The sequence below is a fragment of the Paraliobacillus ryukyuensis genome, assembly GCF_003315295.1.
GTDB classification, from domain to species: Bacteria; Bacillota; Bacilli; order Bacillales; family Amphibacillaceae; genus Paraliobacillus; species Paraliobacillus ryukyuensis.
In genome coordinates this window covers 30,932-55,580 of the sequence record NZ_QNRI01000008.1, presented here as the reverse complement: position 1 = coordinate 55,580, position 24,649 = coordinate 30,932, and the positions used below count along the sequence as shown (strand labels likewise).

The 24,649-nt window shown below is 37.4% G+C and carries 24 protein-coding genes and 1 riboswitch; of the genes, 8 read left to right on the top strand and 16 right to left on the bottom strand.

Annotated features, from left to right (window positions below; translation table 11 throughout):
* Positions 1-65: 65 nt before the first annotated feature.
* On the top strand, positions 66-197 hold the full coding sequence (locus DES48_RS11470) for a YflJ family protein (RefSeq protein ID WP_079708789.1): 132 nt from the start codon (positions 66-68) through the stop codon (positions 195-197).
* Between the two features lie 502 nt (positions 198-699).
* Positions 700-1,707, top strand: a complete 1,008-nt coding sequence (gene mreBH, locus DES48_RS11465; RefSeq protein ID WP_079708788.1) for a rod-share determining protein MreBH — start codon at positions 700-702, stop codon at positions 1,705-1,707.
* Between the two features lie 65 nt (positions 1,708-1,772).
* Here the strand turns inward: mreBH and DES48_RS11460 are convergent, their stop codons facing one another.
* The 3 genes from DES48_RS11460 to DES48_RS11450 all read right to left on the bottom strand — a co-directional run bounded on the left by DES48_RS11460 (position 1,773) and on the right by DES48_RS11450 (position 3,352).
* On the bottom strand, positions 1,773-2,270 hold the full coding sequence (locus tag DES48_RS11460; protein WP_079708787.1) for a PTS sugar transporter subunit IIA: 498 nt from the start codon (positions 2,268-2,270) through the stop codon (positions 1,773-1,775).
* A gap of 82 nt (positions 2,271-2,352) precedes the next feature.
* Positions 2,353-2,568, bottom strand: coding sequence for a YdbC family protein (locus DES48_RS11455; RefSeq protein ID WP_113869334.1), 216 nt, complete (start codon positions 2,566-2,568; stop codon positions 2,353-2,355).
* Positions 2,569-2,584: 16 nt separating this feature from the next.
* A complete protein-coding gene (locus DES48_RS11450; RefSeq protein ID WP_113869332.1) occupies positions 2,585-3,352 on the bottom strand; it encodes a TIGR01457 family HAD-type hydrolase in 768 nt (255 codons plus the stop codon).
* Between the two features lie 269 nt (positions 3,353-3,621).
* Between DES48_RS11450 and zwf the strand changes: the two genes are divergently transcribed.
* Positions 3,622-5,097, top strand: coding sequence for a glucose-6-phosphate dehydrogenase (gene zwf, locus DES48_RS11445; protein ID WP_113869330.1), 1,476 nt, complete (start codon positions 3,622-3,624; stop codon positions 5,095-5,097).
* Between the two features lie 127 nt (positions 5,098-5,224).
* On the opposite strand, the gene DES48_RS11440 is transcribed toward zwf, so the two are convergent.
* The 7 genes from DES48_RS11440 to DES48_RS11410 form a co-directional block, all read right to left on the bottom strand.
* Complete coding sequence (locus DES48_RS11440) at positions 5,225-5,545, bottom strand: hypothetical protein (protein WP_113869328.1); 321 nt, start codon at positions 5,543-5,545, stop codon at positions 5,225-5,227.
* 132 nt (positions 5,546-5,677) lie between these two features.
* Entirely contained in the window at positions 5,678-7,096 is a 1,419-nt protein-coding gene (gene gndA / locus DES48_RS11435; RefSeq protein ID WP_113869326.1) for an NADP-dependent phosphogluconate dehydrogenase, read from the bottom strand.
* A 115-nt stretch (positions 7,097-7,211) separates the two neighbouring features.
* Positions 7,212-7,949: a Cof-type HAD-IIB family hydrolase gene (locus tag DES48_RS11430; RefSeq protein ID WP_113869324.1), complete on the bottom strand. Its 738-nt coding sequence runs from the start codon at positions 7,947-7,949 to the stop codon at positions 7,212-7,214.
* A gap of 127 nt (positions 7,950-8,076) precedes the next feature.
* Positions 8,077-9,726, bottom strand: a complete 1,650-nt coding sequence (locus tag DES48_RS11425) for a glycerol-3-phosphate dehydrogenase/oxidase (RefSeq protein ID WP_113869322.1) — start codon at positions 9,724-9,726, stop codon at positions 8,077-8,079.
* A 25-nt stretch (positions 9,727-9,751) separates the two neighbouring features.
* Positions 9,752-11,242, bottom strand: coding sequence for a glycerol kinase GlpK (gene glpK / locus DES48_RS11420; protein ID WP_079708779.1), 1,491 nt, complete (start codon positions 11,240-11,242; stop codon positions 9,752-9,754).
* Positions 11,243-11,310: 68 nt separating this feature from the next.
* On the bottom strand, positions 11,311-12,150 hold the full coding sequence (locus DES48_RS11415) for an MIP/aquaporin family protein (RefSeq protein WP_113869320.1): 840 nt from the start codon (positions 12,148-12,150) through the stop codon (positions 11,311-11,313).
* Between the two features lie 206 nt (positions 12,151-12,356).
* Entirely contained in the window at positions 12,357-12,905 is a 549-nt protein-coding gene (locus tag DES48_RS11410) for a glycerol-3-phosphate responsive antiterminator (RefSeq protein WP_113869318.1), read from the bottom strand.
* Between the two features lie 553 nt (positions 12,906-13,458).
* Positions 13,459-13,534: riboswitch (glycine riboswitch) on the top strand.
* Between the two features lie 91 nt (positions 13,535-13,625).
* On the opposite strand from DES48_RS11410, the gene DES48_RS11405 reads away from it, so the two are divergent.
* Both DES48_RS11405 and DES48_RS11400 read left to right on the top strand, forming a co-directional pair.
* Positions 13,626-13,898, top strand: a complete 273-nt coding sequence (locus DES48_RS11405) for an ACT domain-containing protein (RefSeq protein ID WP_113869316.1) — start codon at positions 13,626-13,628, stop codon at positions 13,896-13,898.
* Positions 13,899-13,913: 15 nt separating this feature from the next.
* Positions 13,914-15,275 carry a PFL family protein gene (locus DES48_RS11400; RefSeq protein WP_079708775.1) on the top strand — a complete coding sequence of 454 codons (1,362 nt, stop codon included), beginning with the start codon at positions 13,914-13,916 and terminating at the stop codon, positions 15,273-15,275.
* A 251-nt stretch (positions 15,276-15,526) separates the two neighbouring features.
* Here DES48_RS11400 and DES48_RS11395 read toward each other — a convergent pair whose 3' ends face one another.
* A complete protein-coding gene (locus DES48_RS11395) occupies positions 15,527-16,336 on the bottom strand; it encodes an RDD family protein (protein ID WP_113869314.1) in 810 nt (269 codons plus the stop codon).
* 103 nt (positions 16,337-16,439) lie between these two features.
* On the opposite strand from DES48_RS11395, the gene DES48_RS11390 reads away from it, so the two are divergent.
* Positions 16,440-17,417, top strand: coding sequence for a stage II sporulation protein M (locus tag DES48_RS11390; protein ID WP_079708773.1), 978 nt, complete (start codon positions 16,440-16,442; stop codon positions 17,415-17,417).
* Here DES48_RS11390 and DES48_RS11385 read toward each other — a convergent pair.
* The 5 genes from DES48_RS11385 to DES48_RS11365 are packed head-to-tail and all read right to left on the bottom strand — an operon-like array spanning position 17,397 to position 22,350.
* Positions 17,397-18,755, bottom strand: a complete 1,359-nt coding sequence (locus DES48_RS11385) for a DUF58 domain-containing protein (protein ID WP_245911425.1) — start codon at positions 18,753-18,755, stop codon at positions 17,397-17,399. The genes DES48_RS11390 and DES48_RS11385 overlap by 21 nt on opposite strands.
* Positions 18,706-19,641, bottom strand: coding sequence for an AAA family ATPase (locus DES48_RS11380; protein WP_079708771.1), 936 nt, complete (start codon positions 19,639-19,641; stop codon positions 18,706-18,708). Before DES48_RS11380 ends, DES48_RS11385 begins: the two co-directional genes overlap by 50 nt.
* Positions 19,638-20,762, bottom strand: coding sequence for a DUF4350 domain-containing protein (locus DES48_RS11375; RefSeq protein WP_113869310.1), 1,125 nt, complete (start codon positions 20,760-20,762; stop codon positions 19,638-19,640). The genes DES48_RS11380 and DES48_RS11375 overlap by 4 nt, the downstream gene beginning before the upstream one ends.
* Positions 20,763-20,764: 2 nt before the next feature.
* Positions 20,765-21,421 (bottom strand): DUF4129 domain-containing protein, encoded by a 657-nt coding sequence (locus tag DES48_RS11370; protein ID WP_113869308.1) that lies wholly within the window; start codon positions 21,419-21,421, stop codon positions 20,765-20,767.
* Between the two features lie 23 nt (positions 21,422-21,444).
* Positions 21,445-22,350: a hypothetical protein gene (locus tag DES48_RS11365; protein ID WP_113869306.1), complete on the bottom strand. Its 906-nt coding sequence runs from the start codon at positions 22,348-22,350 to the stop codon at positions 21,445-21,447.
* Between the two features lie 144 nt (positions 22,351-22,494).
* On the opposite strand from DES48_RS11365, the gene DES48_RS11360 reads away from it, so the two are divergent.
* Positions 22,495-23,175 (top strand): CPBP family intramembrane glutamic endopeptidase, encoded by a 681-nt coding sequence (locus DES48_RS11360; protein ID WP_113869304.1) that lies wholly within the window; start codon positions 22,495-22,497, stop codon positions 23,173-23,175.
* Positions 23,176-23,351: 176 nt separating this feature from the next.
* Positions 23,352-24,605, top strand: coding sequence for an L-lactate MFS transporter (locus DES48_RS11355; protein ID WP_211318491.1), 1,254 nt, complete (start codon positions 23,352-23,354; stop codon positions 24,603-24,605).
* Positions 24,606-24,649 lie beyond the last annotated feature (44 nt).

The following is a 24,649-nucleotide window of genomic DNA, read 5'->3' as shown; positions in this document are numbered from 1 at the left end:
CGGTTTTCGTATATCTTTACAAATGTTACAATGCGCTTGAAATTATTTTTGAAAGGATGGTATCTATGCACGTAGGAAGTAAAGGTTGGTATGTATCTCAATTAAAAAGACTTGGTGTAAATCGTCATGAAGGTCGTAAGATTGAAAAGTTCAAGACAACAACCCTTGCAAATTTATTGGAAGACAAACAGAATTAATAATAATTAATTGAGGCCGGGACAAAAGTGAATGAAGATCCCTGATAAACGAACGATGGATAACCTATCGTTCGTTTTCAGTTGGAAAACATAACTAAGTAAATAGAAATATACGAGACTCTAGCGGAAGCAGCGTATATTTTCGATGGGACGAGTAATCGCAGTCCCACGAGCCGAAGATCCACTTTGTAAAGCGGGTAGAAGTTAGACGAAAACCGTCACGTCCTGTGTGCCCGAGGCCGTGCCCGCAGAACGCGAGTGTATTTCCAGTTGCGATGGTTAAGCTCTCATCAATCATTCGTATACTGTAGTTAAAAATTAGTTTTGTCCCAGCCCCTTTTTTATTTTTTATCAAAAGACTCATTTTTATTTCTATCTCACTTGCAATGCCCCGTAGATAATGCTATCTTCATTTTTTAAGATTTAAAAAGACCCCCATAAAATACAGCTTATTAGAGAATAATTATAGATAGAAATATGAACATCAATTGGAGGAAGCATCATGTTTGGAAATGTAGAAATTGGAATAGACCTTGGAACAGCAAATATCTTAGTATATACAAAAGCAAAGGGAATTGTATTAAATGAACCATCTGTTGTGGCTATTAACACTCAGAATAATCAAGTTGTCGCAGTGGGGAAAGATGCAAAAGAAATGGTCGGAAAAACCCCTCGTAATATTATTCCAATTCGTCCACTAAAAGATGGCGTTATTGCGGATTACGACATTACCGCTCAAATGTTAAAAACGATTTTAAAAAAATTAAGTAAAAAATCAGGCGTTTCTATGCGTAAGCCTACAGTAGTTGTGTGTACGCCTTCAGGTAGTACGTCCGTTGAGCGCCGAGCAATCCACAACGCCGTAAAAAGTTTTGGAGCAAAAGAAGTGCATTTAATTGAAGAACCACTTGCAGCTGCAATCGGTGCTGAACTTCCTGTGGATGAGCCGACTGCTAGTGTGATTGTCGATGTTGGTGGCGGTACGAGCGAAGTAGCTATTATTTCATTAGGTGGAGTTGTTTCTTGTCGATCTGTGCGAACTGGTGGCGATAAGATGGATGAAGAGATTATTCAGTATATTCGCAGACATTTTAATATTCTAATTGGAGAGCGCACAGCCGAATTAATTAAAATGGAAATCGGACATGCACTTATGGATCATCCAGAAGAATCGATGGAAGTAAGAGGACGAGATCTTGTTACTGGACTACCGCGTGTAATCACTGTTACATCTACTCAAGTACAAGATGCGATACGAGAATCCTTATTATCCATTTTAGAAACGATTCATTTAACATTAGAAAATTGCCCTCCTGAATTAAGTGGAGATATTGTTGAACGCGGAATTACGCTTACTGGTGGCGGTGCTTTATTAGAAGGAATGCAAGAATGGATAATGAATAAAATTCATGTTCCCGTTCATCTTGCACCAAGTCCATTAGAATCCGTAGCAATTGGAACAGGCAAGTCACTTAAAATGATTCAAAAATTACAAAAAGCAAACAAATAAAAAGCTTATCATAAAAAAATTCCGACCAACTTTATGTCATTGTTCGGAATTTTTTTTGTCTAATATTATTTCGTATGCACAGTTAATACTGCTGTTTCTGCTTTAACTACAGATTGGGGATCTGCTTTATCTAAAGAACTAATTTCATTTGTAATAACAAGAGGTGATATGGTATCTGCTTTTTCAGCAACAAGCTCTAAGTCTACGGTTACTAACTTATCGCCAACCTCTACTTTATCCCCTTGTTTCACGTGTGCCTCAAAACCTTCTCCATCTAATGCAACTGTTTCAAGTCCAATGTGTAATAGATACTCTACACCAGCTTGTGATTTAATCCCTATTGCGTGTTTAGTTGGAAAAAGATTGACCACTTCTCCTGAAACAGGTGCCACAAATGTCCCATCCGTTGGTTTGAACGCAACACCATCTCCCATCATTTTTTGTGAAAATGTTGGATCCGGTACATCTTCCAAGGCTACAAGCTCACCTGTGACTGGTGCTTTTACTTCCTCTTCTTCTACGGTAACTTGCTCTTCTTTTTTTCCAAACAATTTTTTAAACATACATAATCTCCTCTCCGTCGTGAATCTACATCATTCCCTTATTGTTTACCCTAAATGAAAATGATGGAAAAGTAAACCTTCCTTATAGAGAGCTCAATAACTCTCGTAATTCAAAGAGCTCCTCTTTTGATAAAGTAATACCTTTACCCATTTTTTCATGGTCTGGTGACCAGTCACGCAAGTCATATTTCGGCTCCCGTTCATTCCAGGAAACCAAATTCAACTCTTTTTTCCAACCTTTATTGGATTCTGAAACGACACCAATCGTTTCTACAATTTCATATTTAATACCAGCCATTATGCTCCTCCTTCACTTATTCTAATGTCCATTCTGCTAAACTATCGATGGAATGGGTTGGTTGCTTTTCAATCAGTCTCATTTCTTCTCTAGTGGTTACACCTGAATGTACTAATAATGAGTCAATTCCAGCATTGATACCCGCGAGAATATCGGTATGATAATTATCTCCAATCATGACTGTATCTTCTTTTTCGGTTCCTAATACTTCTAAAGCTTGTTCTACAATGACAGCTTCTGGCTTGCCAATAAATGTTGGCTTCACACCAGTTGTTACTGATAAAACAGAGATTAACGAACCAGCTCCTGGTAAAAATCCGCGTTCCGTTGGTAGAGTGACGTCCCCATTCGTGGCTACAAATGTTGCACCACTTCGGATCGCTAATGCACCGACAGCTAGTTTTTCATAATTAATATCACGATCAAGTCCCATCACAACAAAATCGACATCCGTTTCAGCGATGATTAATCCTCTTTCTTTTAGCGCCATATGTAATCCTTCTTCACCAATCGGATAGACCCGAGCACCCGGCTTCTGATCAGCAAGATACTTTGCAGTTGCCATACTGGTAGTAAACACATCTTCTGTATTTGCGGGAACATCCATGTCTTGTAATTTTTTTGCTACATCTTTTGGATGTTTTGTTGAATTATTGGTTAAAAATAAATAAGGGATATTTTTTTCTTTCAATTCTTTTACAAATGCAATTGCCGCATCAATTTTTTCTGTACCTTTATAAACGGTTCCGTCTAAATCAATTAAATATCCTTTATATTGCTTCATTATAAACCTCCAGGTAAGTAATTTAATTATTTTTTATTTTCTGAATTAGTGATAAGATAGTACGTATATAACTTAGTCAAATTATATACGTTTTACGTGAACGATGTAAAATAGTTTATCTAAAATTGGGAACATGATATTGTATAATAAGACATTGTATTTTTTCGTTGTCTATTTCCTTATTTGATCATCTACATAATTGCATGACAAGGTCACATTGGGAAATAGAATGATTTTCAATTATAAAAAAAGTGAGGTAGTTAAAGTCAATGACACTCCATACGCCAAAGGCAGTAATTGTTATTTTCGGAGCAACAGGGGATTTAGCGAACCGCAAGTTATACCCTTCCCTTTATCGGTTGTACCGAAATGGCAAGCTTTCAGAAAATTTCGCAGTAATTGGTGTAGCTAGAAGACCACTCACCAATGAAGATTTTCGTAATAATATAAAGAAATCGATTGCTGATTTCAACGATGAACACATTAATCCAGATGAGTTTGCATCGCATTTTCATTACAACCCATTTGATGTACAAGATTTAACCCATTACCAAAAGTTAAATGCGTTTATGGATGAACTGGATGAAAAATACGATGCAGGTGGCAATCGATTATTTTATCTAGCAATGGCACCAAATTTCTTTGGTACGATTGCCGCTAATTTAAAATCAGAAGGTGTTACAAACAATCAAGGTTGGACACGTCTTGTTATCGAAAAACCATTCGGACATAATTATGACACGGCCCAACAATTGAACGATCAAATTCGTCACGCCTTTAGCGAAGATCAAATTTATCGTATTGATCATTACCTTGGAAAAGAAATGATTCAAAACATTGAAATTGTTCGCTTTGCTAATGCTTTATTTGAGCCACTATGGAATAATCAATACATCGCCAATATACAAATAACTTCAAGTGAAACATTAGGCGTTGAAGAGCGTGGTAGTTATTATGATAAATCAGGTGCGTTGCGCGATATGGTACAGAACCACATTTTACAGATGGTTTCTTTACTGGCAATGGAACCACCCGCTAAACTTACACCAGATGATATCCGTTATGAAAAAATTAAAGTGTTGCGTAGTTTACGACCAATTAGTGAAGCTGATGTAAATAATTATTTTGTTCGCGGCCAGTACGATCGCGGTGAAATTGATGGCGAACCGATGAATGCTTATCGTGAAGGCAATGGGGTAGATCCTGAATCAAATACAGAAACATTTGTAGCTGGTAAATTTATGATTGATAACTTCCGTTGGGCTGGCGTTCCTTTCTACATTCGCACAGGAAAACGGATGGCTAAGAAAGCAACTGAAATTGTTGTACAATTTAAAGACCTTCCAATCAATTTATATGCAGGTAAAGGGGACACAATCGATCCAAACTTACTCGTGATTCGTGTGCAACCAGAAGATGGCATTACCTTACATTTAAATGCTAAAAAAGGGGATTATGATACAACAAGTACACCAATTACGATGCACTATGATAAGAGTGCAGTGGAGAACGAATACACTCCCGAAGCTTATGAAACATTACTGAATGACTGTTTAAACGGTGACTCCACAAACTTTGTCCACTCAGATGAAGTAGCATTATCATGGAAATACATTGATATTATTTCCAAAGCGTGGACAGACAAAAAAGCTGCATTTCCTAACTACACTTCTGGATCAAATGGTCCAAGAGAAGCAGATAAGCTTTTAGAAAATGACGGATTCTATTGGTGGACGATCCAGTAAGAATATTAATGTAATAATGTATAGATGAAAGCCGCTTGAATGCTAATGCGTTCAAGCGGCTTTTTAATTTGGTTTGATGATGCAAGTGAAGGGCGCAGATGGCGGGATGGCTGTGTCCTCGCTGGCGTCAGTGAGACTTCTTATTATCTTGTTGCAACTTCTTGCTATCTTGTTGCAACTTCTTGCTATCTTGTTGCAACTTCCCGCCATCTTGTTGCAACTTCTTGCCATCTTGTTGCAACTTCCCGCTATGTTGTTGCAACTTTCGCTTTGTTGTTGCAACTCTTGCCATCTTTTTGAAACTTCTTGCTATCTTGTTGCAACTTCTCGCTATCTTGTTGCAACTTTCGCTATCTTGTTGCAACTTCCCGCTATCTTGTTGCAACTTCCCGCTATCTTGTTGCAACTTCTTGCTATCTTGTTGCAACTTCTTGCTATCTTGTTGCAACTCTTGCCATCTTGTTGCAACTTATCGGCATCTTGTTGCAACTCCCCGCTATGTTGGTGTATCTCTCCATCAATAATATAAAAAAAGAACCATACTCATTATTAGAGCATGATTCCTTTTTAACTTCTTATATTAGTCTAACCATTCTGTATGGAAAATACCTTCTTTGTCGATACGTTGGTACGTATGTGCACCAAAGTAGTCACGTTGTGCTTGTAGTAAGTTTGCAGGAAGTTTTTCCGTACGGTAGCTATCATAATATGCTAGCGCACTTGCAAAACCTGGTACTGGAATACCGCGTTCCATTGCAATAGAAAGCACTTTACGTAAAGAAGCTTGATAGGTTTCTACTACTTCTTTGAAGTAAGGATCTAGTAATAAGTTTGCTAATGCTGGATCGCGATCATATGCTTCTTTAATTTTTTGTAAGAATTGTGCACGAATGATACAACCACCACGGAAGATCATCGCGATGTCACCATAACGTAAGTTCCAATCATATTCTTCTGAAGCTGCACGCATTTGGGCAAAACCTTGTGCATAAGAAACGATTTTACTCATATAAAGTGCTTTACGAATTGCTTCTACTAATTCATCTTCATCACCTTCATATGGCATATCTTGCGCGGATGGACCTGCTAAAATTTTGCTTGCTTTCACACGTTCTTCTTTCATTGCGGAAATGAAACGCGCAAATACTGATTCTGTAATAACTGGTAATGGAAGTCCTAGATCTAGTGAGCTTTGACTTGTCCATTTTCCTGTACCTTTTTGACCAGCTGTATCAAGAATGACATCTACCATTGGTTTACCTGTTTCTTCATCTTTTTTGGTAAAGATATCTGCTGTAATCTCAATAAGGTAACTATCTAATTCACCTTTGTTCCAATCAGCAAAAACTTCATGCAATTTGTCTGCATCATAACCTAGTACATGTTTCATAATGAAGTATGCTTCGCCAATAAGCTGCATGTCACCATATTCAATGCCGTTATGGACCATTTTTACATAATGTCCTGCTCCGTTTGGTCCGATGTAAGTAACACACGGTTCCCCGCCTACTTTAGCTGAGATTGCTTCTAGGATTGGAGCAACCAAGTCGTATGCTTCTTTTTGTCCGCCTGGCATAATAGAAGGTCCTTTTAATGCGCCTTCTTCGCCACCCGATACACCAGTTCCAATAAAGTGAATGCCAGATTCATCTAGTTCTTTATTTCGACGGATGGTATCTTTATAAAATGTATTACCACCATCAATCAAAATGTCCCCTTCATCTAGTAATGGTTTTAATGTTTCGATTGTAGCATCAGTTGCTGGACCTGCTTTTACCATTAACATGATTTTACGAGGTTTCTCTAAAGAATCTACGAATTCCTCTATTGTTTCAACACCAACAAAATTCTTGCCTTTTGCTTCATTATTTAAAAAGTCTTGTGTTTTTTGATAAGTTCGATTAAAAACGGAAACGCCATAGCCTCTGCTTTCTACATTTAATGCAAGGTTTTTACCCATCACAGCAAGACCGATGACACCAAATTGTTGTTTTGCCATTTTTTTCGCTCCTTTATTATGTATTTCCTGTCTCTATGATACGTTGAAATGTTTCTCTGTGCAACTTAACCGATTCATACTTTTTTCATTTAACTGGGAAAAGTACTTTCACAACTTAAGACAACAGCCACTTATCAATCGCTTCGGCTACTCCATCCTTTGTATGGTGCGTTGTTACCCACTCCGCTACTTTCTTCACTTCGTCTTGTGCATTTTCCATCGCGACCCCAAAGCCGGCTTCTTGAATCATTTTTATATCATTTAAACTATCACCCATTGCCATCACTTGATTCATCTCAATATCTAGTTTGGCACATAATTTTTCAATTGCTTTTGCCTTATTGACACCAACTGCATTGATTTCAATGTTAGTCGGACTAGAGTTACTTAACTCAATACTCTTTTCCTCAGAAAGCTCTTGAATCATATTCTCTCTAACTTTGTCGTCGCTAACATCAAAGCCAAACTTTAACCAAGTATCATTCTCCAAACGATCAGGTTGCTCATTTCTCCAGACTCTATCCTTAGAAACTAACCATGTCCATGGTTGATATCTATTATATAACTTTTGATATTTTGCTACTGCTTCTTTCGATAATGTATTGCGATCCAATAACTCACCGTTTATCGTCCAAATTTCTCCACCATTTACGGTGATCAAATAATTTATCCCTAAAGAAGCTGCATAAGCCTTACATGTACTAAAATGTCTTCCTGTAGCAAATACAACTTCAACGCCTTGTGCAATAGCTTGCTTGATCGCACGCTCATTTTCTTTTGAGATCGTGTGATCAGTATGTAGTACCGTCCCGTCCATGTCTAAAGCAATTAAACGAATATCTGGTTTTTTCATTCTGATTCACCCCTTAACAAGTCTACAATAACTATATCATGAAATAATAGTCTCTTTGTGATCAAAAGAAAAAGAAGGGCAAACTTTTTTGCACCTTCTTTTATACATATTGTTGTTTCTACACTTTTTATTGTGCATGTTTTGCTTCATAAATTAACTGTTCTAGCTGTTGTTTATAGCCATCTTTCACTTGATCTGACCACTGAAATATGCGTTGCATCTCATCAATAACAGCTTCTTTCTCTGTTTCTACCCAATGGATATGGAAGAACAATCCGCCTGTTCTTCGAATGAAAAAGTCTACCGGTTTACATACAGCTTCGTAATCAATGCTATATTGGAGCATGGCTTCAGTTACAGGTGATAAAACACTATTCTTTCCAATAGCTTGTTTGTAATAGTCAAATACCAGTGGTGTATTGGAACCATATTGTTCAACAAGGAACTTAGCATCTGCTTCTGTTAACCCTAATGCGGTACCTTTTTCAATTTGTTCTAGTTTGTAGATTTCAAACTGTTTGGAACCACCAACATCCCCACCAGAGATCGGAATGTTTTTAGTCTCAGAATGACTAAACAAAATCCCTTCATCAGAAGCCATTTTATTACAGACTACATCAACTGTATTTTCTGCCATTTTACGATAACCAGTTAATTTACCACCAGCAATGGAAATCAAACCAGACTTCGATACAAAAATTTCATCTTTTCGTGAAATTTCAGAAGGATCTTTTCCTTCTTCATAAATTAATGGTCGTAACCCAGCCCAATTCGATTCCACATCCTCAGCTGTAATCTGTTGATCTGGGAACATAAAATTAATCGCATCAATTAAATAATCACGATCAGAGACAGTCGTTACTGGATGAGAAATATCTCCTTCATAGACGGTATCTGTTGTACCGACATATGCTTTCCCATTTCGAGGAATAGCAAATATCATCCGACCATCAGGTGCATCAAAATAGATGGCTTGTTCTAAAGGAAATTTAGACTGATCAAAAACAAGGTGTACCCCTTTGGTAAGCTTTAGTGTTTTTCCTTTTTTCGAATTATCATTCTCCCGGATATCGTCTACCCAAGGGCCGGCAGCATTTACAATATATTTCGCTTTTAATTCGTGCTGTTCATTTGTTAATTGATCTTCTACTGCAACCCCATTAACAGCACCATTTTCATCATAAAGTAAATCAGATACTTTCGCGTAGTTTAATGAAAGTGCTCCTTTTTCAACTGCTTTCTTCATTACTTCCATTGTTAAACGCGCATCATCGGTACGGTATTCCACATAATAACCCGCACCTTTTAAGCCATTGTGTTTTAACAATGGTTCTCTTCTAAGCGCTTCTTGTGGCTTAAACATGCTTCTTCGCTCTGACTTTTTCACACCTGCAAGACGATCATAAACGAGTAAGCCGATATTAGTAGAGAAAGGCCCAAATGTGCCTCCTTTATAAAACGGAAGCATCATCCACTCTGGTGTTGTTACATGTGGTCCATTTTCAAAAACAATCGCTCGTTCTCTTCCTACTTCCGCAACCATTTTTACTTCAAATTGCTTGAGATAGCGCAGACCACCATGAACAAGTTTGGTCGATCTACTTGATGTACCTGCTGCATAATCCTGCATCTCTACTACAGCTACATTTAATCCTCTTGAAACTGCATCAAGCGCAATGCCAGACCCAGTAATCCCACCACCAATCACAATTAAATCTAGTGGTTTTTCTTTCATTTTTTGATAGGTTTCGGCTCTTTTTTTACTAGAGAATATCATAATGTTGCCCCCATAATAGTTGTTTTTATTTATAAACCCTTGTAGCTTTTACTGCTGTTTTCCAACCATCATAAAGTTCCGTTCTTTCTTGCTCATTCATTTTACTTTCAAAACGTTTATTCACTTTCCATTGATTTGCGATCTCTTCTTTACTTTCCCAGTAACCAACTGCAAGGCCTGCTAGATAAGCTGAGCCTAATGCTGTTGTTTCAATTACTTCTGGTCGTTCAACCGGTACATCCAATACATCACTTTGAAACTGCATCAAGAAATCATTTGCAACCGCACCGCCATCCACACGTAGAGTTTTCACATCAATCTCTGAATCTTCCATCATCGCTGTTAATACATCTTTTGTTTGATAAGCGATGGATTCTAAGGTCGCACGAATGAAATGCTCTTTTGTAGTCCCTCGTGTTAAACCAAATACTGCTCCTCGAGCATCACTATCCCAATACGGTGTCCCTAATCCAACAAAAGCTGGTACTAAGTAAACACCTTCCGTCGAGTCGACACGATTCACATAATTCTCTGAATCACTTACTTTATTAAACATACGCAATCCATCTCGGAGCCATTGCATAGCAGAACCAGCAACAAAAATACTGCCTTCCAGTACATACTCAACATTGCCATCAACATTACATGCTAACGTCGTAAGTAGTCCATTATCAGATTGTACTGGTTCTTCACCTGTATGCATTAGCGTGAAACAACCGGTTCCGTAAGTGTTTTTTACCATCCCTTTTTCAAAACAAGCCTGCCCAAACAATGCAGCTTGCTGATCTCCAGCAATTCCTGCGATTGGAACATTTTGACCATAGAAATGATAATCTACTGTTTCACCATATACTTCAGAAGAGGACTTCACTTCTGGTAACATATTTTTCGGAACACCGAGAATATCTAATAGTTCGTCATCCCATTTCAAATCATAAATGTTGTACATTAATGTTCGAGATGCATTTGTATAGTCTGTGACATGTTCTTTAAAACCTGTTAATTTGTAAATTAACCATGTATCAATCGTACCGAACAATAACTTTCCTTGTTCCGCTTTTTCTCTAGCACCTTCTACATTGTCTAAGATCCATTTTACTTTTGTACCAGAAAAGTACGGGTCAATTAACAAACCTGTTTTACTTCGAAACGTATCTTGATATCCAGCATCTCTTAATTCACGACAAATACCTTCTGTCTGTCTTGATTGCCAAACAATCGCTTTATAAACAGGTTTTCCTGTATCTTTGTCCCAAACAACCGTCGTTTCCCGTTGGTTGGTGATACCAATTCCTTCGATCTGTTGCGGTTCAATATCTGCTCTTCTTAATGCTTCTGCGATACAAGATAAAACCGAAGTCCATATCTCATTAGCGTCATGCTCTACCCAACCAGAGTGCGGGAAAAATTGTTCAAATTCATGTTGCCCTATTTCCACGATCTCCCCTTTTTGGTTAAAAATAATTGCTCGTGAACTTGTCGTCCCCTGATCAATCGATAAAATATATTTTTCCATTTTCCTTCCTCCCTTAAATTATTTTTATTTTTAACATCTATTCTCGCTCTTCAGCTTCTTTTCACATTTTACATCGCTTCATTTTTAGAAGAGCGATTAGATGATTTCATCTTCGTATGTTGATTTAATTCGTTTACTAACGCGACTATTAGTATTACTGCTACCACAATTGACATGATCCAAAACAATCCACTAATTTCTCCAACAAATATGGCATTATAGAAAACAGCTCCGTATACACCTCCAATACTTGGCCCAACTACTGGGATCCAGGCATATATCCAATTAGAATCTCTCTTTCCAAAAATCGGAAGAAAAGCATGTGCGATTCGTGGTCCAAGATCTCTTGCTGGATTAATCGCATAACCTGTTGGTCCTCCTAGTGACATACCAATCGCTACGATTAAAAGACCGACAATTGCGGGATTTAATCCTTCTGTGAATTCGTTAGCTCCGATAAACAATAATCCCATCACCAAGATAAACGTTCCAATGATTTCACTTACCAAATTAGCTGGCGTGCTTTTAATTGCTGGATCTGTGGCAAACACTGCTAGCTTCGCATCTTTATCATCTGTCGCTTTCCAGTGTGGTAAGTATTGAAAGAAAACAATCACTGCGCCAATAATGGCTCCAATCATCTGCGCACTAATGTAGAGCGGTACTTTCTCCCATGGAAATTCGCCATTTGCAGCAAAACCAAGCGTGACTGCCGGATTAATATGTGCGCCAGAAACATTTCCTACGGCATAAACCCCCAACGCAACTGCTAAGCCCCATCCTATTGCAATGACGACCCAACCTGCTCCTTCTGCTTTTGACTTTTTTAAATTCACTGCTCCGACTACACCATCACCTAAAATAACCAGTATCATCGTTCCAATTAATTCAGCCAAAAATTCAGACATTGTTTCACCCCTTGTTTGTTTTTTAAAATAGCTTGCAGCAGTTTTTCACATCCACTAATACAAAAAAGTCCACATAGCGATTACATACCTTTCCCATTGGACGGTTGTAATTGCTGTGTGGGCTCCAGATCTCCTACACTTTTTTAACTTGTTAGTATAAATACTATGCTCCATTCACAAAAATGTCAACGTTTTCATTCCAATAATCAAAGCCCATTTTGATACAATTCCTTGCTAGTAGTTGTAACAGCGATGGCACCACTATCGAGTGCCTGATTAACGTTATCTTTCGTTCGTATTAAACCACCTGCTATAACAGGGATAACAGTCTGATCAATAACATCTTTAATAATGGAGGGAACGACGCCCGGAAGTATCTCAATATAGTCAGGTTTTGTCTGCTCAACTAGCTTCATGTTCTTTTCCATCGCTGAACTATCGATTGCAAACAATCGTAAAACAGCAGTGGTATTAAATTTTTTAGCTAGACTAATCGCATTAGCTCTGGTTGAGATAATACCGTCTACTTTTAAGAGTCGAACTAAAAACTCCATTCCGTATTTATCAACTTTTAATCCGTTAATCATATCCGCATGAACAAGTACTTTTTTATTAGCTTTTTTCGCTTGCTTTATGCAATAAGGTAATTGGGAAACCCGGGTATCTAGTAAAATAAATAACTCATGTTGGCTAGATAACATGGAATCAAAATCTTTCATATCACGGACAGCCGGTAACACGCCCTCTAGTTTCATTGCCGCTCTCCTCTTCAAGCAAAATATTGGAACTCATTTCACTATATACCCACTAATAGACTTTATTAACCGTAAAGGATAAAAACATTTAAATTATACCTGATTTACAGATAATACTTGACATACACAATATAATATTAGATAATTAAAATTAATGCTTTGCCAATAGTATAGAAGCAAGCGTAAAAATAATGGCATCTGCCAATGTTTTTTCATGTATGTGACACGGAACATCACATACGATAGCAAGACTTATTCACACTGGATCGACTACGGAGTCGTAAGGATATAGGAGAGGTAGGGCTTATATCGTTTAGGTTAAAAGCATCCAGGTGGATCATACCGCGGCAATTTAATCAGGAACAATTAAATTAGTTTTTTACACTTGTTATAATGGTAAGTTTTATAAAGGGGATACTCCACATGGGTATTCCCTTTTCCAATGGGGAAACCTTTTGTCTATTGACGGATACACAGGAAACTGATAACATCTGCTTAATAGCTACAAGTAATTTTATAAAGCGCAATGATTATTATGGGTCACGCTATAATAGGAGCAGCTTCTGGAGAGATCGTTCAAACGACGCCGAAGGATTCATAATCTCAGGCAACAGGACAGAAGGCATGGCACAAATACATATTTCGTGTTATGGTCCCGTAGATTGAAGTACTCCTTCAATCTTTTTTTATTTATATTATTTATTCGTGAGGTGAAACGCAATGCAGAAACGTGCAGTCGTAACAGTAGTAGGGAAAGATCAAATTGGTATCATTGCAAAAGTTACTAATGTGTTAGCAGATAATAGGATGAATATTCTTGATATTAGTCAAACGATTCTACAAGATTTCTTTACCATGATGATGTTGGTTGACATGGCTAATATAAGTGACTTAGATCATTTATTGCAGGATTTTAAAAAGGTCGAACAGGAACTTGGATTAACAATTAATATCCAGCGTGAAGATGTTTTCCAAGCAATGCACCGCGTATAAAGGAGTGTAGTAAAATTGTCAATTGCTTTTACAGAAATACAAGAAACCATTCGTATGGTCCAAATGGAAAGCTTAGATATTCGAACAGTAACGTTGGGGATTAACCTTCATGACTGTGCAGATTCTGATTTTAAAAAAGTAAAAGAAAAGGTTTATAACAAAATTACCAGCTATGCAGCAAAATTAAAACCGGTTGCGGAGCAAGTAGAAAAAGAATATGGCATACCAATTATAAATAAACGGATTGCCATTACCCCAATTGCTGAGATTTTAGGAAGTGCTACCCGCGAACAAGCGGTGGACTTAGCGAGAACGCTAGACCAAGCCGCCAAAGCACTTGAGGTTGATTTCATTGGCGGCTACTCTGCACTTGTGCATAAAGGAATTAGTAAAGGGGATCAAACCCTGTTAGATGCACTTCCCGAAGCGTTAAGTGTTACCGAAAGAGTGTGTGCTTCTGTGTCCATTGGTACAACACGTACAGGAATTAATATGGATGCTGTCGGACAACTAGGGAAAATTTTAAAGCAAACGGCAGAATTTACTAAAGAAGATAATAGCATCGGTTGTGCTAAGTTCGTTGCTTTCTGTAACCCAGTAGAGGACAATCCATTTATGGCAGGTGCATTTCACGGTGCAGGTGAAGGCGAGGCTGTGTTAAGTGTCGGCGTTAGCGGTCCTGGAGTTGTGTTAAATGCGTTAAAACGCTATCCTAATGTAGATTTAGGTGAAGTATCAGATATCATTAAAAAAACAGCATTTAAAATTACACGGGCTGGTGAGTTGCTTGGCCGCGAAGTAGCCAAACGCCTTGATGTTCCATTTGGCATTATGGATTTATCGTTAGCACCAACGAATGCCATGAATGATAGTGTGGCAGAGATTTTAGAAGAAATCGGCCTTGAACGTGTCGGCACGCATGGTACGATTGCTGCACTTGCTTTAATGAACGATGCCGTCAAAAAAGGTGGCGCTATGGCAAGCTCTTATGTAGGTGGATTGAGCGGAGCATTTATCCCTGTCAGTGAAGATAACGGTATGATCAAAGGAATCGAGGATAATGCATTATCTTTAGACAAGCTGGAAGCAATGACATGTGTCTGTTCCGTGGGATTAGATATGATCGCTGTCACTGGTGATGTTACGCCAGAAACATTAGCAGCCATGATTGCCGATGAAGCAGCCATCGGAATGATTAATAAGAAAACAACTGCCGTTCGTGTAATTCCTGTTATCGGCAAATCGGAAGGAGATACCGTAGAATTCGGTGGATTACTTGGACGAGCTCCTGTCATGGGGGTAAATCCATATAGCTCGGCAAAAATGATTCAACGCGGCGGGCGTATTCCTGCTCCATTGCAGGCTTTGATAAATTAAGTGCTGCGGCTGAATGTCTGCATAGGTAGGCGAAGTGACCATGAAGTACGGGTGAGTTACCATATACCAACAAAAACGAAGGAGCAGATCGTCCCATGCGGCGACCTGCTCCTTCATTTTTACCTTGACACAGTAAAGTAATAAATTTAAAAAACTCGAACATCTATCTTCATAGAAAAGGATTTTATTTCTTAAATAGAAAAAACCGTTTGAGATTAAGTCTTCAAGCGGTTAAATGCTATAGAAGTTCTTTACATAGTAAATTCCCATTCATCTTTTAAGTACAGGTATAATACAAACAACGTATTCTCAATATCCATAACAGATTGCCCTTTTACCTCCATATCCATTTTAGGGAAAAGGATTTCTGCTACTTGATAGGTTACTTGTCGTTTCTCTTGTAATGGTAAGCTGTTATAGCGTTCACAGTATTTATTTATTAATCTCCAATCTTGCTGGGTGAATTGATTCAATTGTACTTTTTCTAAAACAAGATCATCTTTTGATAACCGACGACTTTTGATAATTTTATCTATTACAGATTTCTTTTTCTTCCGTTCCACACGATTATCGTGGACAACAAGCGTACCCGCTGCAAAATCTCCTAATCGTTTATGTTTTTTATGTAAAAACACAAATAGAATACCAATTAAATAACCAGCCGGTAAACTATCAATTAACCGAAGTAAGTTACGAATAAAACTCGAGAGCAGCGTGATGGGGTGCCCATTATCTTGGATCACCCGAATACCTAGGGTACGTTTCCCAATAGTCCTTCCTCCCCAAAAAAATTCAAAGAACATAAAATAACCATAATTAAGAATGAATACAGCAATAATTACTCCAGCGATTATAAAACCGCTACCTGAATCGAAAAGCATAAAACCTGGATTAGCAAAAAATGCGAAAAACACGCTAATAATAATTAAAGTAATCGTTAAGCCTACGATCAATTGATCGATAATAAAAGCAGTAGCTCTACTTCCTAAACCTGCAATTTGGAACTGCAAGGAAACATACTCGGGTGTTTTGATATCTGTTTGTTGATCTTCCCATTCCATGAGCATCCTCACTCCTTTTTAGTTAAATTATTCCATGGCTCTATCTATTTTCTTTATTTGCTATTATAATTGAATTAATCTAATGAAAACAAAGGTGATAAATGTGCAGTTAAAAACGTTTATTAGGCAGCATCGTAATGATTGGAATGCTTTAGAACAATCCATTCGAACATTACATAAACGAAGAAACATTAATAACAACACTATTGATCAATTTGAACACCTCTACCAGAAAGCGACGCAGCACCTGTCTTATAGTCAGACCTATTTCCCAAACGAAGAAGTAACCGGCTATTTAAATGACATTGTTGCTAGAGCACATAATCTTCTTTACACAACCGAGCGTTCTTCTTGGAAACAAATCCAATATTTCTTTAGTACGAAATTTATTGGTCTTTTGTTAAATCAATGGCAAGCAGTAATGATTGCCATGTTACTATTTGGAGTTGGTGGCTTGGCTAGCTTTTTAGCTGTCATTCATAATCCATTACATATCAACGCAATCTTGCCTGCAGAGACGGTACAAAATATCGCTGATCCAAGTGTACTAAAATCAAACGGAAACGCCAGCAACCCATCGTTAATGTCTACTCAAATCATGACCAATAACATTCAGGTTGCATTCCTTGCTTTTGCTGGTGGTATTACATTTGGTTTATTGACGGGATACGTATTAATTTACAACGGTATTTTAGTCGGTGCACTTGCAGGTTATTTTTGGAATTTAGATAGTTCTTATACTTTTTGGGCCTATATTGTTCCACACGGCATGATTGAACTTCTAGCTATCTTCATTGCAGGTGGATCCGGATTACTTATGGGATATCGATTATTTGTTCCGAAGAGTTTCTCTCGGTTATACCAGTTAAAAGTACAGACAATTCATTCTGTCCAGCTCTTACTTGGTACCATTCCTTTGTTCATTATCGCAGGTTTAATTGAAGGTTTTCTTACACCCGCTGATTTATCATTGGAATTCAAATATGGCATCGCATTTATTACGGTACTCGCTACCATTGCCTATATGGTCATCGGTCACTATCTATTACACCGTAAACCGTTACAACGCGCCTCGATTTAGCTGATCAACGTAAACAGAAATAGATCTAACAGCCAAACGATCTTTCGGGGCTTCCAGTACTGAAAATCCTTGTTTCCCCCATTTTAGAATTTGTTTATTTTTGAATTGCAATTGCTTTTGAGCAATTGCTTTTTCCATTGCTAAACTTACCGAAGATGGATAAACACTTCTCTTTGCTTGTAATTGTTCATCTTCAATGCCAATAATCATAAACAAATGTTTTCTTCTGACTTGTCTTAATGATTGCAACATACTATCTTCATGAATAAACGTATGCACATCACTAAATAACAGTAGTAAACTACGTTTCTTTTGTTTTAATTGGACATAATGCAATACATTTTGATAATTTGATTCACTTGGGTCTACTTGCAGCGGATAAATTGCATGTAAAATTTTATCTAGATGTTCCAAACCTTTAGCTGGAGGAACATACGCATGGATATCTTTTGAAAAAGCAATGACAGAAACATAATCTCCATTTTTTAAAGCAGCCGCAGCTGTAGCCATTGTTGCCTCTAGTACTTTTTCTAAGCGATTTCCTTTGGTTAATTCTACTCCCATCATTCGACCACAATCAATTAATAAGGTAACGTATTTGCCATGCTCTGGCTCATACTCATTTGTCATTATTTCTTGGAGTTTGGCAGACTGACGCCAGTTAATTTTTCGTGGATCATCACCGACAACATATGAGCGTACTTTAGAAAACTCACCGATACCAGATTTTTGTTTCCGTATTTTTACCCCTTCGTGCAACAAATATTTCTGGGGATCCGATAAGTAGCGATTCATCTCTGTTAAGTTTGGTATGACATGAGCTACCTCTTCAATAGAAAATGTTTTTTGTTTTTCCCACAAACCAAATTTACTTTTATATCGCACATATAATCTATCAATGGAAAACTTGCCTCGTTCTAATGGAAGCACCTCATACGTTATCGTAGTCGTCTGATTTCCTTTTATGATTTGATTAAAGGGATAGACGGTTTGGAAAGAGGTTGGGATCTGGTCTACCATGCGCATCATACAATCATAACTACTATCATTCTGAAATGTAATGGTAATGGAATGATTTTTTTGGCGTTCAAGTTCATCGGGTATCACTCGGTTAGCTTTTACTTGTTTTCTTCTTGGAGAAAACAACAAATCTAGTAATGAAAGTGCTATAACGAGGGCCGTTGCAATACAAATATATAGCAAGGAATAACGCCAAACTGAGATAATCGTTAATAAGACACCAACACCAGCTACCAGAAACAGCAATCTAGGTGTTGGTATAATCCCTCTATCGCGGAACAGCAATCGATCCCACCAATTCTTGAATAATCTCGTCAAGACCTGTTCCCTCCAATTCTGCATACGGAGATAATTGTACACGATGTCTCAAGCTTGGTAATGCTACTACTTTCACATCATCTGGAGTCACATAATCTCTTTCTAATAGGTAAGCCCAAGCCTTCGCTGTCCTGGCGATTGCGATCGCCCCTCTGGTACTAGCTCCATATTGTAAACTTTCTACTTCACGTGTTTTTCGAACAATCTTTGTAATGTAATCTGCAATACTATCATGCAACGTGATACCTGCTACTTGTTTACGCGTCTCATCTAAACTATCTGGGGTAAAGAGTGCTTCTAATACGGGATTGTTTGTTTCTATTTGATTATCAACGACCAACTTTAAAACATCGGTTTCTTCCGCTAAATTTGGAAAATCTACTTTTAATTTAAATAAGAATCGGTCTTGCTGCGCTTCAGGCAATGGATAAGTACCTTCAAATTCAATTGGATTCTGTGTCGCTGCAACAAAAAACACTGATGGTAATGGGTACGTTTCTCCCTGTATGGTTACTTGTTTTTCTTCCATTGCCTCTAAAAGAGCTGCCTGTGTCTTTGCAGGTGTACGATTAATCTCATCTGCCAGCAGGATATTAGTGAAAATTGGCCCTTGTAATGTTTGGAAGGTGCTTTCTCGCATATTATAAATCGTGCTACCTGTAATATCACTTGGTAATAAATCTGGGGTAAATTGAATTCGATTAAAGTCACCTCCTACTAATGTAGCAAGTGTTTTTACCATTTGCGTTTTTCCCGTTCCAGGTACACCCTCAATAAGCACATGACCATCCGCTAAAAGTGCAGTTAATAACAACCGCAAGTTTTTATTCTGCCCAAGTACCCTTGCTTCATATTTTTCTAATAAAGACGTTAATTGTTCTCTCATTCTGCTTCAACCTCTCTTCTGATATGATCAATCTTCTGTGACCAAGATAAAAATGCCTGCTTTGATACTTTTTCTTGTTTCAATACGTCATCTAATCCGTTTGTAAACCGACGGATTGCTTCTTTCGAAAGGTTCGGAAGGGTACGTTCAATTGCTTCTGTATTTTCTGACCATGTATTTTTATAAGGGATGCCAAAACGTTCTAACAAAAGTCGTTTCAGGAAATCAGCTTGAATTCCAATCGCTTCACGATAATTCTTCCCTTTCATGTACCAAGTGGCTAATGCCTTTATTTTTTCATCACTAAAACGAACAGTTGCTTCTCTAGGGGTTATAATTGGTCCAAAACGTTTCCCCTTAAGCCATAAAACCCCTACAGTAACAAGCAATAATTCAAATGCTAATACGATGATCCAATTTGGAAACACAGAAAGCATCGATGTTCCTGCTTCATTCCCATGCACATACTCATTAAATAGAATCGCGTCATAAGAATTAAAGTTAAGAACAGTGAACAATGCTTCTAAGTGATCATTTTCTAAAATGGCTGTGTTGGTTAACCATTCCGGTTCTGTCACAACAATTAGGCTCCCAGCACCAATCGATCTTTTTATCGCGATTGGTCCATAATGATCTGCTAATAGAATTTCATCGTCTTCATCTGGTTTTAAGCGCAATGAAGATGCTGTTGCTACTTCTAAATCGTGGTTTATTAATTCCACTGTGTCTTCTATACTCATGGTCGGGTTCGTTGTTTCAATATCAAACATTCCTTTTGGATTATGTTTAAATATTGCTAGCGTATTTCCGTTTTCTACATAAGCTTGATAAGCTTGTAATGTATTTTCTTCTGAAAATAATGAAGGCTCAACCATTACTTGCAATGTATTTTCTCGGTTTGCTAGATTACTAGGTGGCAGTTCCCATTTTTTTATGGGAAGCTGATTTTCTTCTAAATACGTATAGATTGCTTTTGTCCCAGTTGGTGCAGGTGAATTCGAGACATATGGCGGATACTCTTCTGGCTTTTCCGGAACAAATATATAACTACAAATAACAAATAAAGTTAATAGGATAAGCAACCAGATCCATGTATTTTTGTGTATAGGTTGTTGTGCCATGGTTACTCTCCCCTGCCTTCAACGTCATCAACTGGTTGCACAAGCACTTGCATCCAGTCAGACACCTGTTTTCGATAGGATTGATATCCTTCTTTTTCTATGGGGCGTTCCCCGTATGTAACTTCTTCAAAAAATAAAGCAAATTGATAGAAACTATCAGCTATTTTTGGATCAAACGACCGAAGTTCATCATAATATTCCCAATTTGTTTTATACATGCGAGCCACTAATGCTTTGTTTTCATGCAATAACAGCAAAAAGGAAAGAAAGACATGACGCATCGCACTAGCATAGTCTTGTTGCTGTTCCATTTTTTCTGCCTCAACCCAATGCGCTTTACTTGTCCAATCTCGTTGATTTTGATGTAACGGTTGTCTATGTTGTAGACTGCGTTTTTTCAACCAATTACGACTAGCAAAAAAGACAATCAGAAACACAGCCACTATTCCTAAGAACCCAAGAAAATAGAACAGTCCATTTCCTACATTGTTAGAAGGGTCAATTGTAATATTCAACCCTTCTAACCAATCCGAGATCTTAGCCCCTATCCAATTCCATAGCCGTTCAAATAAGCTACGGTTATCCTCAAGATATGCTTGGTATTCTTGCCTATCCAATATTTCTTCCAATTGTTTTTCAGCTTCATTTACCTTTGCCATAAAACCCTCACCCTCGTCAGCGATTATTGCTGTTCTTGATAGGTATCAATCATATCTTTTAAATCTCCAGCGGTGTTTCTAGTCACTGCGTCAAAATAAACAACAGCATATCCTACTGTGGCAAACAAGGTGGTAATTAGTGTTACCAAATTAGTAATGATCGTATAAAGCACACTCTGCCCTAGCAATACGGCAATAGAATCCACGCCTAAGCTGACAATAGTTGAAATTATCATTAATACCACATAAATGCCAAATATTTTCCATGTGCGTCCTTTTGTTAACCGCCAACTGGCAGTTAATCCTGGTGCTACTCGATCAAATAAAAGTGCAGGTAAATAAAAACCCCAGCGAGTAAATAGTAATCCAACACCAATAAAGCCACCAATACTAAATAAAACAATAAGTATACCACCTAATATTGGATTAAAAACAATAAACAATGAACCAATGGCAATACCAAGCACTAACGGGAAAAATATAATTCCAAATGCCATAAGTCCAATTAATAACGTACTCCAAAGCAAAGGCCAAAAACGAGTGAAAGCTTGCTTAATTAAGCCACCGATGGTATAGTCACTGCTCTCTTTAATTTTTTTGACAAGTAAGACAATGGCTGCAATTGCCACCGGATAAAATAAAATCATAAGTATGTAGGAAACTGTTAATCCAATCATTTCTGAATTGGATAAGGATAAAGTAGTTTGATCATATGTATTTAAAATTTGATCAAAAACAGTTTTACCGCCAGATATATCCGTTAAAAAGTTTCTCCCTCCAATAATTTGACCTATTGCTTGTATTACGATAACCGGTGCCATGAAAATGAGTAAAAGTAAAAACAGTTTGGAAAAATGACGTTTCGATATCTGAAACGTTAAGTCCAAAATTTCTCCAAAACGTTTTGGTTTATCAAAAATTTCTTTCATGTTGTTCCTCCTAAATTAGAATAGATATATGGAACATTTTATCATTGATTATGTGTTAATAACATACAAAGATGGAAAACCTTAAATTTTAATTCAAATACATGCTATACTTTGGTTAATCAATTAGTAGGGGAGCACTTTTTCATGCGACACGTAAAAAATAATGCATTATTTATTATCTCACTCGTATTTATCGGCTGCTTGATAATGGCTTGGGTAGATGCAATATGGGTACCCAATTATGCTATTAAATCAGGAATCAAATTAGGTTTGTTTTTGATTCTCCCCCTTGTTTATGCACGGATGGATAAGAACACGTCTTTTACACGTTTATTTTCATATCGCAAAGATTCATTACTCTTCTCCATCCTTATTGGGGTGGGCGTGTATATCTTTATTGTTGGTGCTTATTTTATATTTGGTTCATTTTTCGATTTAACTAGTATTACAACGTCATTAGAAGCTAGCGTTGGTGTTTCTGCAACTAATTTTCTTTTTGTAGCTATTTATATTTCTTTTATTAATTCGTTAGTAGAAGAGTTTTTCTTTCGTGGTTTTGCTTTCTTATCTTTGAAAAAGGTAACGAATCGTCCATTTGCGTACCTATTCAGCGCAGGTCTGTTTGCTATATATCATGTATTTATGGTGATCAATTGGTTTAACTTTGGTTTATTTTTGTTACTTCTCATTAGTCTATTTATTGCAGGTATACTATTTAATTGGTTAAACGAACGAAATGAGAATATCTACACGTCATGGTTTGTTCATATGGCTGGAAATTTTGCCATTAATACCATTGGTTTAATCTTATTTGATATTATCTAAAAAAATTTATTTCACTTCAAATCCGGTGTAATCTCAATAAAAAATAGCCGACTTCCTATAAAAATAAACAAAAAACGAACAATTATTTATTTATTTAAACAAATATTCGTTTTAACAAATTTAACTTTTTGTTATAGTTAGTGTATAAAATACATCGTCTATTTCAGGAGGTTATTATGAACAAAAATCGTTGGCTTATTGCTCTGTCTGCTATTGCTATTCATTTATCCATTGGTTCGGTCTATGCGTATAGTGTTTTTAAAAATCCGATGTCCGATATGTTGGGCTGGAACAGCAAAGAAGTAACCCTCTCTTTTACCATTGCCATTGCATTTTTAGGTCTTTCTGCCGCTAGTTTAGGCAGGTTAGTTGAAAAATGGGGTCCAAGAAAATCTGCCATCCTGGCTGCTGTACTCTTCTCAGCAGGTCTGCTCGGTTCTAGTTTGGCTATTACCTTAGAATCACTTGCCTTATATTATTTAACGTACGGTGTAATTGGTGGAATCGGTTTAGGAATAGGTTATATTGCACCTGTTTCTACATTAGTAAAATGGTTCCCTGATCGCAGAGGGCTTGCAACTGGTATGGCTGTGTTAGGATTTGGCGCAGGCTCGTTAATTGCCAGCCCAGTTATTGCAAAGTTAATCAATAACATCGGCCTATCAGCAACCTTTCTTGCACTTGGAATTGCCTACTTATTATTAATGCTTGCGGGCGCTTTATATATTGTCCGTCCACCTGAAGAGTGGAAACCAGCTGTTATGAGTGAACAATCACAAACGAATAAGCGAAAAATACCAGCGGATTTAGCGCAACTAACTGCAAATGAAGCGTTAAAAACTAATCGTTTTTGGTTGCTTTGGGTGATGATGTTTATCAATATTTCAGCAGGGATTATGCTTATTTCGTTTGCTTCTCCGCTTGCTCAAGATAAAGTCGGCATGTCTGCGGTTGCTGCGGCCTCTATGGTTGGGATCATGGGATTATTCAATGGTTTTGGAAGAATTATGTGGTCATCCATTTCAGACTATATGGGACGAAGTAATGTTTTTACCTTATTTTTCGGTGTACAATTCATCCTATTCCTATTGCTTCCTAACATAAATAATCCGTTATTGTTCCAAATTTTTATCTTTATTATATTGTCAATGTATGGTGGAGGGTTTGCCTGTTTACCTGCCTTTATTGGTGATTTATTTGGTACAAAACAACTTGGCGCCATTCACGGATATTTATTAACAGCATGGTCTTGTGCAGGAATATTTGGACCGATGCTTGTTGCAACATTAAATGATGCGCTTCAAAGTTACAATATTACCTTCTATGTGTTTGCAGCATTATTATTTGTAGCACTAGGTACTTCCATCATAATGCATGTTAGTATTCAAGGACTTGAAAAAAATAATGCAGAACAAGCACAATCGGCTTGATAGCAAAAAGGACGCTAAGCTTTCCATGCTAGCGTCCTTTTTTT